Source organism: Mesorhizobium sp. WSM4844 (assembly GCF_055811775.1).
Genome location: NZ_JBVVQB010000034.1, coordinates 24,025 through 36,349 on the forward strand (window position 1 = coordinate 24,025; position 12,325 = coordinate 36,349).

Consider the following 12,325-nt stretch of genomic DNA (forward strand, 5'->3'; position numbering starts at 1 on the left):
GGCGTTTGGAGCGCGGACTGCGGCCTGATAAATCTTCTGCCGTGATTCGCACGACTCGGAAGCATCGATGAAGCGCCTGGCCGGCCGGATAATTCTGCTGTGGGGCTGGCGCCGCGCGCTTGTGGCGTTTCTTGCCGGTGCGCTGGCGGTTCTTGCCCAGGCGCCTTACGATTTCTTCGCCGTCTGTTTCGTTTCGTTTCCGCTGCTGGTCTGGCTCCTCGACGGCGCAACCGGCGAAGCCTCCGATGGCTGGTTCCGGCATTTGCGGCCGGCCTTCGCCGTCGGCTGGTGCTTCGGCTTCGGCTATTTTCTCGCCGGCCTATGGTGGATCGGCTCAGCACTTCTGGTCGAGGCCGACAGTTTCGCCTGGGCGCTTCCCTTCGCAGTGGTCGGAATTCCGCTGGCGCTCGCCTTTTTCTATGGCTTCGCGACAGCGGTTGCCCGGCTGCTGTGGAGCAACGACATCGGCCGCATCGCCGCCCTTGCCTTCGGCTTCGGCCTGGCGGAATGGCTGCGCGACTTTCTGTTCACCGGCTTTCCCTGGAATGCAGTCGGCTACGCGGCGATGCCGGTGCCCTTGCTTATGCAGAGCGTGTCGGTGACCGGCATGGTCGGCATCAACGCGCTGGCGGTCTTCGTCTTTGCCTTGCCGGCCCTGCTTGCGGCGCGCCGGCATATCCGCCTTGGGGGTGCACTGGCTGCCGTTCTCGTCGCGGCCCATGTCGGCTTCGGCTATGTCAGGCTTGCTGCCAAGGTCGAACCCGCAACCCGCGCAATCGACGTCCGCATCGTGCAGCCGGCCGTCGACCTCAGCGAAAAGTGGGACCCTTCAGTGCCCGACCGGATTTTCGCTACACTGATGGGGCTTTCGGCCAAGGCGCCAGAGACTGGTCATGCCAAGCCGCAATTGATCCTGTGGCCGGAAACCTCCGTGCCGTTTTTTTTCGCCGAACGTCCCGATGCGCTGACCGCGCTGGGAGAGATGCTTGGCGACGGCCAGACGCTGATCGCCGGCGTCGTCCGGGAGGAAGGCGGGTCGGCGGAAGATGCCGACAGGCGGTACTACAATTCGGTGGTGGCAATCGACGACAAGGGTCAAATCGCCGATGCAGTCGACAAGGTTCATCTGGTGCCCTTTGGCGAATATCTGCCTTTTGCCGACCTGCTTGGCCGTTTGGGGCTCAAACAACTCGTCGCCGGGCCGACAACCTATGCGGCGGGCAATGAGCGGCACCCGATCGCGTTGCCCGGCGGCATCCGCGTGCTTCCGTTCATTTGCTACGAAGTCATCTTTCCCGATCTGGTGGCGGTTGACGCAACGTCAGCTGAGCTTATTGTGAATGTCACGAACGACGCGTGGTTCGGTGACACGCCGGGTCCGTACCAGCATTTCAGGCAGGCGCAGATTCGTGCGGTGGAGAACGGGGTGCCATTGTTGCGTGCAGCCAATAACGGCATTTCCGCTGTCGTCGATCCGCGCGGACACATCCTCGACGCGCTGGCAATCGACACCCGCGGAGCCATCGATGTCCACGTGCCGATTTCCAATCGAGCCATCGTTTCTTCCAGCCAAAGACGCATTAATGGACTGATGATCATGTTGCTGTTCGCTCTCGCCGCTTTCACAATGAATGTAAGGCAACGGCTACGGGCGAATTGACAGTCGACACATTAGAAACTCATACTGTAACCGCCTGAAATTTCTCGAAGTCAGCACGTCGGTTCTGTTGGGGCACTGGCCGCCGGCTTCGTTTTGGGCAGAAAAAACACAAAAAGCCGGAAAAATTCGGCGAGGAAAAAATGGCAGAAGAAAACAAGAAGAAGCCGAATCCTATCGACATCCATGTCGGAAGTCGCATCAGGCTTCGTCGCAATATGTTGGGAATGAGCCAGGAAAAGCTGGGCGAGAACCTCGGCATAACGTTTCAGCAGATACAGAAATACGAAAAGGGTACCAATCGCGTTGGCGCCAGCCGTTTGCAGGCAATCGCCTCGATATTGGGTGTGCCTGTCGCTTTCTTTTTCGAGGACGCGCCGGGCCAGGAGGCCGTGGGCAACCGCGGATTTGCGGAGGATGCATCAATGGCTTCTGCCGTCGAATTCTGCGGCAGTCCTGAAGGTCTTCAACTCAACCGGGCCTTCGTCAAGATCACCGACGTGAAGATACGCCGCAAGGTTATCGAGCTTGTGAAGGCCCTTTCCTCCGACGCAGTCGATTGATTACGCAGATTGGTCTGGGTCGATTGATTGGCAGCCGTTGAAACGTCGAAGATAGCAAAGCCGTCATTGCGGGCATGCAAATTCTTGCGATCTCGCGCATCGTGGAATTTACATCCCGCAGGTATGCCGGAGAGCGGATCGATTTTGCTCGACAGCCATGCTTAAAGTCTTTCTCATCAATGTGTTGAAGCTAAAGCACGTGCTGGAGCCAGGCAGGCTGGCGGCATCCTGCCGGCGGTCAAAGTGGTACAAGATAATGGCACCCACCGCTTGACGAGCGCTGCTCGGCACAGCTAACACGTGGCGCGCCAATCGGCAGCGTGCCGATGATTTTTCAAGAGGGGACACCCGTGACGCGGCAAAACTATCTATTCACCTCGGAATCCGTTGCCGAGGGTCATCCCGACAAGGTCTGCGACCGTATCTCCGACGAGATCGTCGATCTGGTCTATCGCGAGGCCAGAAAGACCGGCATGGACCCCTGGAAGGTCCGCGTCGCCTGCGAAACGCTGGCGACCACGAATCGCGTCGTCATCGCTGGCGAGGTGCGCGTTCCCGAGACCCTGCTCAAGAAGGACAAGGGCGGCAACATCCTGATGGATGCCGCCGGTCATCCGCTCGTCAATCCGGCCAAGTTCAAGTCGGCCGCCCGCAAGGCGATCCGCGAAATTGGCTATGAACAGGCCGGTTTCCACTGGAAGACGGCAAAGATCGAGGTTCTGCTGCACGGCCAGTCACCGGATATCGGCCAGGGCGTCGACAATGCCTCCGACCGGCAAGGCGAGGAAGGGGCCGGCGACCAGGGCATCATGTTCGGCTATGCCTGCCGCGAGACGCCGGATCTGATGCCGGCGCCGATCTACTACAGCCACAAGATCCTCGAACTGCTGGCCGCCGCGCGCCATGAAGGCAACGGCGATGCCGGCCGGCTCGGGCCGGACGCCAAGAGCCAGGTTACCGTCCGCTATATCGACGGCAAGGCGGCGGAAGTGACGCAGATCGTGCTGTCCACCCAGCATCTCGACGCCAGCTGGGATTCGAAGAAGGTCCGCAACGTCGTCGAACCCTATATTCGCGAGGCGCTGGGCGACCTTAAGATCGCCGACAGCTGCAACTGGTACATCAACCCGACAGGCAAGTTCGTCATCGGCGGGCCCGACGGCGACGCCGGCCTGACCGGGCGCAAGATCATCGTCGACACTTACGGCGGTGCTGCGCCTCATGGCGGCGGGGCTTTTTCCGGCAAGGACACCACCAAGGTCGACCGTTCCGCGGCCTATGCGGCCCGCTACCTCGCCAAGAACGTGGTGGCGGCGAAGCTCGCCGATCGCTGCACCATCCAGCTTTCCTATGCCATTGGCGTGGCCCAGCCGCTGTCGGTCTATGTCGACCTGCACGGCACCGGCAGGGTCGATGAGGCAAAGCTCGAGCAGGCGCTGCGCACCGTGATGGATCTGTCGCCGTCCGGCATCCGCCGCCATCTCGATCTCAACAAGCCGATTTATGCCAAGACGTCGTCTTATGGTCATTTCGGCCGCAAGGCCGGCCGCGACGGGTCCTTCTCCTGGGAAAAGACCGACCTCGCCAAGGCTCTCAAGGACGCACTCGCCGAAGCGCCTGCCGAAGCAGTCGCGGCCTAGCCGCGGCGTCCATAGATCCGGAAGACATGGATCCGAAAGACCGGCCAAGCCGTGCGACCGAAGCATTTTTCGGTCGCCGGCGCGGCAAGGCCATCCGTCCGCAGCAGGCAGCGGCACTGGAAAGCGGTTTCAGCACCTACCGGCTTGATCTGACGGCCGGACCGCCGGCCGACTTGCGCAGCCTGTTCGAAGCCGATGTCCGCGCCATTCATCTCGAAATTGGTTTTGGTGGCGGCGAGCACCTGCTGCATCGGGCGACGGCGGCTCCTGAGACCGGTTTTGTCGGCGTCGAGCCTTTCGTCAACGGCATGGCCAAGATGATGATGGCGGTCAGGCAACGGCCGCTTGCCAATCTTCGGGTCTATGACGACGACGCCACGCGCCTGCTCGACTGGCTCCCGCAAGCCTCGCTCGACGGCATCGACCTTCTCTATCCCGATCCCTGGCCGAAGAAGAAACACTGGAAGCGCCGCTTCGTCAGTCCGGTCAATCTCGACCGTTTCGCGCGCGTGCTGAAGTCAGGCGGAACATTCCGCTTTGCGTCCGATATCGATAGCTATGTGAACTGGACGCTGCTGCACTGCCGGGCACATGAAGCGTTTGCGTGGCAGGCTGAAGAGGCAGCCGACTGGCAGCGGCCCTATAAGGGTTGGCCGGGTACACGCTACGAGGCGAAGGCCGTTCGCGAAGGCCGGCGGCCAGCCTACCTCACCTTCGTCCGAAGATAGTCCTATTCAAAGCGCGCCTAGCGCACTTTGCCGTCGACGAGGACCAGAGATGTCCTCGTCCCTGCGTCGCCGGACTTAGACGCGGCCGATCTTGTTGAAGGCGGCCGGATCCATGCCGAGATTGCGCAGATCGCGTGCGCGCGGCTTGCGGCCGGCTTCGACGGCGTGCGAAGCGGCGACGGCGCTGCCGAACACGGTGAAGAAATCGCCGATGGCCGAGAAAACCTTGCGGTTGGTCATGATTATGCCCTTTCGCCTGCTGCAATGCGTGATTGATTTTGTGCAACGCAACATAGATAGGCGCGTACTGCCTGATATCACAGGGACGTTGGCGCATGGCCGCCATGCGCCGTGTGCAACGCTGCCGCCCCCGACAGTTTCGCCCACCCTGCATGCGGACAACGCATCTGCTTACGACACGGACCGCATACGGACTTGAAACGACGGCTGCGATCGTCTATATCAGGCTCAAATTCTTGGTCGGTATGGCGAAGAGTGGGTCCACCCGGTCCCGCTCTTTTTTGTTACCTTCCGACCGCCGACGAAGCGACAGGAATAGAATGACGGCAACGGTACCCGACAGCGACGACCGCATCATCCGCGAAAGCGGCATCGATGCGCGCATCGCGCTGATCGTGCAGCCGGTTCTGCGTGCCATTGGTTTCCGCCTTGTCAGGGTGCATCTGACGGGCCAGAACGGGCTGACGCTGCAGATCATGGCCGAACGCGAGGACGGCACCATGACCGTCGAGGATTGCGAAGAGGTCAGCCGGGCAGTGTCGCCGGCGCTCGATGTCGATGATCCGATCGAAAAGGCGTATCATCTCGAAGTGTCGTCGCCGGGAATCGACCGGCCGCTGGTTCGCAAGTCGGATTTCGCGACCTGGACGGGTCATCTGGTGAAGATGGAAACCTCGGTCCTCGTCGCCGACCGCAAGCGCTTCAAGGGCAAGATCGCCGAGAGCGACGCGGACGGCGTGCTGATCGAGCGCGACAAGGCGGCCTATGGCGAACAGCCGACGGTGCGTGTGCCCTACGATGCGATTGCCGAAGCACGGCTGATCCTGACCGACGACCTTATCCGCGACGCACTGTCGAAGGACAACAGGGCGCGCAAGGAAGCCAAGAAGCGCCGCGGCGAGCCCGAAGACGCGCCAGAGGGCGTGGAAGCGGGCGCGGAAGATCAAACCGAACAGGAAATGTGATTGGGCTGCCGGGCGCAAAGGCTCGGCAACAGGCTCGGGAGAAAAAAGATGGTTGTAAGCGCAAACAGGCTTGAACTGCTGCAGATCGCCGATGCGGTCGCGCGTGAGAAGTCGATCGACAAGTCGATCGTCATCGCCGCCATGGCCGATGCGATCCAGAAGGCGGCGCGCTCGCGCTATGGCCAGGAAACCAACATCCGTGCCGACATCAATCCGAATACCGGCGAGATGAAGCTGCAGCGGCTGATGGAAGTGGTCGAGAAGGTCGACGACTATGCGACGCAGATCGCCATATCCTCGGCGCGTGAGCGCAATCCTGACGCCCAGCTCGGCGACTTCATTGCCGAACAGCTGCCGCCGATGGATTTCGGCCGCATCGCCGCCCAGTCGGCCAAGCAGGTCATCGTGCAGAAGGTGCGCGAGGCCGAGCGTGACCGCCAGTACGACGAGTACAAGGACCGTATCGGCGAGATCGTCAACGGTACTGTCAAACGCGTCGAATACGGCAACGTCATCGTCGATCTCGGCCGCGGTGAGGCGATAATCCGTCGCGACGAGCTGATCCCGCGCGAAAATTACAAATATGGCGATCGCGTCCGCGCCTATGTCTATGACGTGCGCCGCGAGCAGCGCGGTCCGCAGATATTCCTGTCGCGCACCCATCCGCAGTTCATGGCGAAGCTGTTCACCATGGAAGTGCCGGAAATCTACGACGGCATCATCGAGATCAAGTCGGTCGCCCGCGATCCAGGTTCGCGCGCCAAGATCGCCGTCATCTCGCGTGACAGTTCCATCGATCCGGTTGGCGCCTGCGTCGGCATGCGCGGCAGCCGTGTTCAGGCGGTGGTCGGCGAATTGCAGGGCGAGAAGATCGACATCATTCCGTGGTCGCCTTCGGCCGCTTCCTTCATCGTCAACGCGCTGCAGCCGGCGGAAGTCGCCAAGGTCGTGCTCGACGAGGACGCCGAACGCATCGAGGTGGTGGTGCCGGACGACCAGCTGTCGCTGGCCATCGGTCGCCGCGGCCAGAACGTCCGGCTCGCCTCGCAGCTCACCGGCTGGGATATCGACATCCTGACCGAGCAGGAAGAGAGCGAGCGCCGCCAGAAGGAGTTCGTCGAACGCTCGGCTCTGTTCATGGATGCGCTCAACGTCGACGAGATGGTCGGCCAGGTGCTCGCCTCCGAAGGCTTCACCAGCGTCGAGGAAGTCGCCTATGTCGATGCCGACGAGATCGCGTCGATCGACGGCTTCGACGAGGACACCGCCTCGGAAATCCAGGCCCGCGCCCGCGAATATCTGGAGAAGATCGAAGCCGAGCATGACGAGAAGCGCAAGGCGCTGGGCGTCAAGGACGAGTTGCGTGAGATTCCAGGCGTGACCACCGCCATGATGGTGACGCTCGGCGAGGACGGCGTGAAGACGATCGAGGATTTCGCCGGCTATGCGGCCGATGATCTGACCGGTTGGAAGGAACGCAAGGACGGCGAGACGAAGGTATTCCCGGGCGTGCTCGCCAATCACGGCGTGTCGCGGGCCGATGCTGAACAGATGGTTCTGGCTGCTCGCCTCAAGGCCGGCTGGATCACCGAAGACGAGCTTGCAGCCGAAGACGTGCCGGCTGACGAAGCCGTTGGTGCGTGAGGTGAAACCGCATCGCACACAAGCCGCCCTTGGACGAGATGAACGATCGCACTTGCATCGTCACGCGCAAACAGGCCGAACCGGATGAACTGATCCGTTTCGTCGTCGGCCCGGATTCGGCCGTCGTTCCGGATATCAAGAAAAACCTGCCCGGACGCGGTTGCTGGGTGACTGCCGACCGCCTACATATCGACAAGGCGGCAGCGAAAAACCTGTTCGCTCGCGCCTTCAAGGCGCAGGTGACCGTGCCGACCGATCTCGGCGACATGGTCGACGGGCTGCTTTCCAGATACGCTCTGGGCATGCTCGGTCTTGCCCGCAAGGCAGGCGCGATCGCGCTCGGCGCCACCAAGGTTGAGAGCGCGGTGCGTGGCGGGCTGGCGCTTTTCGTGTTGCATGCGACCGAGGCGTCAGATGACGGCGTCCGCAAGATCAGCCAGGCGCGACGGGCAACCGTCCACCTCGGTGGCCCCGCCATCCTTGCCTACAAACTTTTCTCCGAGGCCGAGTTGAGCTTGGCATTGGGGGGTACAAATGTGATACATGCTGCCGTTCTCGCGGGAGACGCGGGCAGGGCGGTCCAGAAGCGCATGGTTGCGCTCGACCGGTATCGGGGCGGTTCCCCGGACGATCTGGCAATGCTTGCGGCCGTTGCTGACGAAGATGATGCCGCAGAGGATATGGAATGAGCGATACGAAATCGGGCGACGACAAGACGTTGAGTGTTACGCCGAAGAAGACTTTGACGCTGAAGCGCCCCGGTACGGAACAGGGCACCGTGCGCCAGAGCTTCTCGCATGGCCGCACCAAGGCGGTCGTGGTCGAGACCAAGAAGCGCAAGTTCTCGCTGCCTGGTGACAAGCCGGAGCCGGCTGCTGCCCCTGTGTCCGTCTTCACGCCGAAGCCACCGGTCGCGGCAGCGCCGGTTGTGCAGGAAGCGCCCAAGGCGCCGCCGCCTCCGCCGCCGGTCGAACGCGGCGGCATGGTGCTGAACCAATTGTCGCGCGATGAAATGGAGGCGCGCCGCCGGGCTCTTGAGGGTTCGAAGGTGCGCGACGTCGAGGATCGCCAGCGCGCCATCGACGAGGCCAAGCGCCGCGCCGAGGATGAAGAGCGCCGCCGTCGCGAGCGCGAGGAATCCGCGCGCCGCCAGGCCGAGGAAGAAGCCCGGCTGCAGGCCGAGGCCGAGTCCCGCCGGCGTGCCGAGGAAGAGGCGCGCCGCCGCGCGCCGCTGACCGCCGAACTGGCGACAGTCGACGACGAGGACATCAAGCCGAAGCGGACCGGCGCCGGCGCCCCGGTGCGCCGTCCGGTCACGCCGGAAGTGGCGCGTCCGGCCAAGCCGACCAAGGGCGAGGAAGATCGCCGCCGCGGCAAGCTGACGCTGAATGCCGCACTTTCCGATGAGGATGCGCGTGCGCGTTCGCTGTCGTCGATGCGTCGGCGCCAGGAGAAATTCAAGCGCGCGCTGCATAACGAACCGCGCGAGAAAGTCATGCGCGAAGTGATACTTCCCGAAACCATCACCATCCAGGAACTGGCGCAGCGCATGTCCGAGCGCGCCGTCGATGTGGTCAAGTTCTTCATGAAACAGGGCCAGATCCTGAAGCCGGGCGACGTCATCGACGCCGACACGGCCGAACTGGTCGCTACCGAATTCGGCCACACGGTTCGCCGCGTCGCCGAGTCCGACATCGAGGAAGGCCTCTTCAACATCGCCGATCGTCCCGAGGATCTCGAGCCGCGTCCGCCGGTGGTGACCATCATGGGCCATGTCGATCACGGCAAGACGTCGCTGCTCGATGCCATCCGCAATGCCAATGTTGTGTCCGGCGAGGCCGGCGGCATCACCCAGCATATCGGCGCCTATCAGGTCGAGAAGAACGGTAACAAGATCACCTTCATCGACACGCCTGGCCACGCCGCCTTCACGGCGATGCGCGCCCGTGGCGCTCAGGCGACCGACATCGCCATCCTGGTAGTGGCGGCCGACGATAGCGTGATGCCGCAGACGATCGAATCGATCAGCCATGCCAAGGCGGCCGGCGTTCCGATCATTGTGGCGATCAACAAGATCGACAAGCATGACGCCGACCCGCAGAAGGTGCGCTCGGAACTGCTGCGCCACGAAGTCTTCGTCGAATCGATGGGCGGCGAGGTGCTGGACGTCGAAGTGTCGGCGACCAAGGGCACCAATCTCGACAAGCTACTCGAAGCGATCCTGCTGCAGGCCGAAATCCTCGACCTGAAGGCCAATCCGGACCGCACCGCCGAGGGCGTCGTCATCGAAGCCCAGCTCGACAAGGGCCGCGGCCCCGTCGCCACGGTGCTGGTCCAGACCGGCACGCTGATGCCTGGCGACATCCTTGTTGCCGGTAACGAATGGGGCCGGGTGCGCGCGCTGGTCAACGACCGCGGCGGGCAGATCAAGGAAGCGCCGCCGGCGATGCCCGTGGAAGTGCTCGGACTGCAGGGAACCCCGCAGGCCGGCGACCGCTTCGCCGTCGTCAACAACGAGGCCCGCGCCCGCGAGATCACCGAATATCGCCAGCGTCTGGCGCGTGAGAAGGCGGTGGCCAAGCATGCCGGCCAGCGTGGTTCGCTCGAACAGATGATGTCGCAACTGCAGACGAGCGGGCTGAAGGAATTCCCGCTGGTCATCAAGGGCGACGTGCAGGGCTCGATCGAGGCGATCAGCGCGGCGCTGGACAAGCTCGGCACCGACGAGGTGCGTGCGCGCATCGTTCATGCGGGCGCCGGCGGCATCACCGAAAGCGATGTCTCGCTGGCGGAAACCTCGGGCGCCGCAATCATCGGCTTCAACGTTCGCGCCAATGTGCAGGCGCGTGCGGCGGCCGCGGCTGCAGGCATCGAGATCCGCTACTACTCGATCATCTACAACCTTGTGGATGACGTGAAGGCGGCGCTGTCCGGCCTGCTGTCGCCGGAGCGTCGCGAGACCTTCATTGGCAATGCCGAGATCCTCGAGATCTTCGACATCACCAAGGTCGGCAAGATCGCCGGCTGCCGTGTCACCGAAGGCAAGGTCGAGCGCGGTGCGGGCGTTCGCCTGATCCGCGACAACGTCGTCATCCACGAAGGCACGCTGAAGACGCTGAAGCGCTTCAAGGACGAAGTTGCAGAGGTTCCGGGTGGCCAGGAATGCGGCATGGCGTTCCAGAACTACGAAGACATGCGCGTCGGCGACGTCATCGAGTGCTTCCGCGTCGAGATGGTGACCAGGACGCTCTGAGTTCGAGCAACTTGAGTTCGAGCATTTACAGACCGGGCGGTGGTCGAAAGGCTGCCGCCTAAACCATGATCCCGAAAAGTGGTATCCGGTTTTCGGAGAAGATCATGGTCAACAAAAAATAGAGCCTGATCCATCCCGATTTCTATCGGGATGGATCAGGCTTTAAAGCATATGAGACATGCGGCGCGGTCCCATCCCGTGCCTCACGATTTCAGGATAGAGAAAAATGCCCCGTTCAACCACGTCAGGTCCATCCCAGCGCATGCTTCGCGTCGGCGAGCAGGTGCGGCATGCGCTGTCGGAAACCTTGCAACGTGGCGAGATCCTCGATCCGCTGATCGAGAATTCGGTGGTTTCGGTCTCGGAGGTGCGCATGTCGCCCGATCTGAAGATCGCCACCGCTTTCGTCTCGCCGCTTGGCGCCAGTGATGCCGATGCGGTGGTCGAGGCGCTCAACAAGCATGCGAAATTCGTGCGCGGCCGCGTTTCCGGCGCGCTCCGGCAGATGAAGTACATGCCGGAATTCCGCTTCCGGCTCGACACCAGCTACGACAATTTCCAGAAGATCAACGAATTGTTGCACTCGCCCGAAGTGGCGCGCGATCTCGGCCCAGACGCCCAGATCGGCGACCAGAACAAAGACAACGACAAGGACGAAAAATAGTGGCGCGTCGCGGCAAGAAGAAGGGTCGGCCGATCTCCGGCTGGCTGGTGCTGGACAAACCCGTCGGCATGGGTTCGACCGAAGCCGTCTCCAAGATCAAATGGCTGTTCCAGGCGGAAAAGGCCGGCCATGCCGGCACCCTCGACCCGCTCGCTTCCGGCATGCTGCCGATCGCGCTCGGCGAAGCGACCAAGACCGTCCCCTATGTCCAGGATGGCGCCAAGGTCTACCGCTTCACGGTTGCCTGGGGTGAGGAGCGTTCGACCGATGACCTCGAAGGGCCGGTGACGAAAAGCTCCGACCAGCGTCCGGCTGAAGCCGATGTGCTTTTGCTGATGCCGAAATACACCGGCGTCATCATGCAGACGCCGCCGCAATTTTCGGCCATCAAGATCGCAGGCGAGCGCGCCTATGATCTTGCCCGCGACGGCGCGACGGTCGACATTCCGGCGCGGGAAGTCGAGATCGGCCGCCTCGACCTGATCGAGCACAGTGCTGACAGCACCATTTTCGAGGTCGAATGCGGCAAGGGCACCTATGTCCGCTCGCTGGCCCGCGACATGGGCCGCGATCTCGGCTGTTTCGGTCACATCGCCGAACTGCGCCGGATCGAGGTCGAGCCGTTCACGCAGGAAGACTTCGTCACCATCGCCGAGCTGGAAGCCGCCCGCTTCGGCGAACAGCCCGATGAGGGTTCGGATTCAGCGGACACGGTGCCGGTCGACTTCGACGCCATCGACGTGTTTCTGGTCGACACGTCAGCCGCGCTCGACTGCCTGCCGCAGATCGCGATCAGCGACGACGCGGCAACAAAAATCCGCCTCGGCAACCCGGTCATCATCCGTGGCCGCGACGCGCCGGTGGAAGCCGAGGAAGCCTGCGCCACGGCGCGCGGCAAGCTGGTCGCCATCGGCGCCATCGAGCAAGGCATGTTCAAGCCGAAGCGGGTCTTTGCCGGCTGAGCCCCCTCG

The 12,325-nt window shown here is 62.6% G+C and carries 11 protein-coding genes; 10 read left to right on the plus strand and 1 reads right to left on the minus strand.

Features of this window, described 5'->3' with window-relative positions; translation table 11 throughout:
• Nucleotides 1-67 precede the first annotated feature (67 nt).
• The 4 genes from lnt to trmB all read left to right on the plus strand — a co-directional run bounded on the left by lnt (nucleotide 68) and on the right by trmB (nucleotide 4,588).
• Entirely contained in the window at nucleotides 68-1,660 is a 1,593-nt protein-coding gene (gene lnt, locus AC0L2A_RS23495; protein WP_473610878.1) for an apolipoprotein N-acyltransferase, read from the plus strand.
• A 140-nt stretch (nucleotides 1,661-1,800) separates the two neighbouring features.
• Nucleotides 1,801-2,220 carry a helix-turn-helix domain-containing protein gene (locus AC0L2A_RS23500; protein WP_023802110.1) on the plus strand — a complete coding sequence of 140 codons (420 nt, stop codon included), beginning with the start codon at nucleotides 1,801-1,803 and terminating at the stop codon, nucleotides 2,218-2,220.
• Nucleotides 2,221-2,546: 326 nt separating this feature from the next.
• Complete coding sequence (gene metK / locus AC0L2A_RS23505) at nucleotides 2,547-3,860, plus strand: methionine adenosyltransferase (protein ID WP_287226893.1); 1,314 nt, start codon at nucleotides 2,547-2,549, stop codon at nucleotides 3,858-3,860.
• 26 nt (nucleotides 3,861-3,886) lie between these two features.
• Nucleotides 3,887-4,588, plus strand: a complete 702-nt coding sequence (gene trmB / locus AC0L2A_RS23510) for a tRNA (guanosine(46)-N7)-methyltransferase TrmB (RefSeq protein ID WP_473610879.1) — start codon at nucleotides 3,887-3,889, stop codon at nucleotides 4,586-4,588.
• A gap of 75 nt (nucleotides 4,589-4,663) precedes the next feature.
• On the opposite strand, the gene AC0L2A_RS23515 is transcribed toward trmB, so the two are convergent.
• Nucleotides 4,664-4,828, minus strand: coding sequence for a hypothetical protein (locus AC0L2A_RS23515; protein WP_091599997.1), 165 nt, complete (start codon nucleotides 4,826-4,828; stop codon nucleotides 4,664-4,666).
• A 320-nt stretch (nucleotides 4,829-5,148) separates the two neighbouring features.
• Here AC0L2A_RS23515 and rimP point away from each other — a divergent pair, with 320 nt between their 5' ends.
• The 6 genes from rimP (at nucleotide 5,149) to truB (ending at nucleotide 12,316) form a co-directional block, all read left to right on the plus strand.
• The gene (gene rimP / locus AC0L2A_RS23520) at nucleotides 5,149-5,793 is read left to right on the plus strand and encodes a ribosome maturation factor RimP (protein WP_473610880.1); all 645 of its coding nucleotides are present in this window, start codon (nucleotides 5,149-5,151) and stop codon (nucleotides 5,791-5,793) included.
• Nucleotides 5,794-5,841: 48 nt separating this feature from the next.
• Nucleotides 5,842-7,437, plus strand: coding sequence for a transcription termination factor NusA (nusA, locus tag AC0L2A_RS23525; RefSeq protein WP_023802116.1), 1,596 nt, complete (start codon nucleotides 5,842-5,844; stop codon nucleotides 7,435-7,437).
• A 38-nt stretch (nucleotides 7,438-7,475) separates the two neighbouring features.
• Nucleotides 7,476-8,126 (plus strand): RNA-binding protein, encoded by a 651-nt coding sequence (locus AC0L2A_RS23530; RefSeq protein ID WP_091599993.1) that lies wholly within the window; start codon nucleotides 7,476-7,478, stop codon nucleotides 8,124-8,126.
• The gene (gene infB, locus AC0L2A_RS23535; RefSeq protein WP_023802118.1) at nucleotides 8,123-10,690 is read left to right on the plus strand and encodes a translation initiation factor IF-2; all 2,568 of its coding nucleotides are present in this window, start codon (nucleotides 8,123-8,125) and stop codon (nucleotides 10,688-10,690) included. Before AC0L2A_RS23530 ends, infB begins: the two co-directional genes overlap by 4 nt.
• Before the next feature lie 226 nt (nucleotides 10,691-10,916).
• The gene (gene rbfA / locus AC0L2A_RS23540; RefSeq protein WP_128169859.1) at nucleotides 10,917-11,354 is read left to right on the plus strand and encodes a 30S ribosome-binding factor RbfA; all 438 of its coding nucleotides are present in this window, start codon (nucleotides 10,917-10,919) and stop codon (nucleotides 11,352-11,354) included.
• Nucleotides 11,354-12,316, plus strand: a complete 963-nt coding sequence (gene truB / locus AC0L2A_RS23545; RefSeq protein WP_473610882.1) for a tRNA pseudouridine(55) synthase TruB — start codon at nucleotides 11,354-11,356, stop codon at nucleotides 12,314-12,316. The genes rbfA and truB overlap by 1 nt, the downstream gene beginning before the upstream one ends.
• Nucleotides 12,317-12,325: the final 9 nt, after the last annotated feature.

What these genes read in the sequence shown, in the direction of transcription:
- lnt (WP_473610878.1), top strand. Translation starts at nt 68, where the DNA reads ATGAAGCGCCTGGCCGGCCGGATAATTCTGCTGTGGGGCTGGCGCCGC.
- AC0L2A_RS23500 (WP_023802110.1), top strand. Translation starts at nt 1,801, where the DNA reads ATGGCAGAAGAAAACAAGAAGAAGCCGAATCCTATCGACATCCATGTC.
- metK (WP_287226893.1), top strand. Translation starts at nt 2,547, where the DNA reads ATGATTTTTCAAGAGGGGACACCCGTGACGCGGCAAAACTATCTATTC.
- trmB (WP_473610879.1), top strand. Translation starts at nt 3,887, where the DNA reads ATGGATCCGAAAGACCGGCCAAGCCGTGCGACCGAAGCATTTTTCGGT.
- AC0L2A_RS23515 (WP_091599997.1), bottom strand. Translation starts at nt 4,828, where the DNA reads ATGACCAACCGCAAGGTTTTCTCGGCCATCGGCGATTTCTTCACCGTG.
- rimP (WP_473610880.1), top strand. Translation starts at nt 5,149, where the DNA reads ATGACGGCAACGGTACCCGACAGCGACGACCGCATCATCCGCGAAAGC.
- nusA (WP_023802116.1), top strand. Translation starts at nt 5,842, where the DNA reads ATGGTTGTAAGCGCAAACAGGCTTGAACTGCTGCAGATCGCCGATGCG.
- AC0L2A_RS23530 (WP_091599993.1), top strand. Translation starts at nt 7,476, where the DNA reads ATGAACGATCGCACTTGCATCGTCACGCGCAAACAGGCCGAACCGGAT.
- infB (WP_023802118.1), top strand. Translation starts at nt 8,123, where the DNA reads ATGAGCGATACGAAATCGGGCGACGACAAGACGTTGAGTGTTACGCCG.
- rbfA (WP_128169859.1), top strand. Translation starts at nt 10,917, where the DNA reads ATGCCCCGTTCAACCACGTCAGGTCCATCCCAGCGCATGCTTCGCGTC.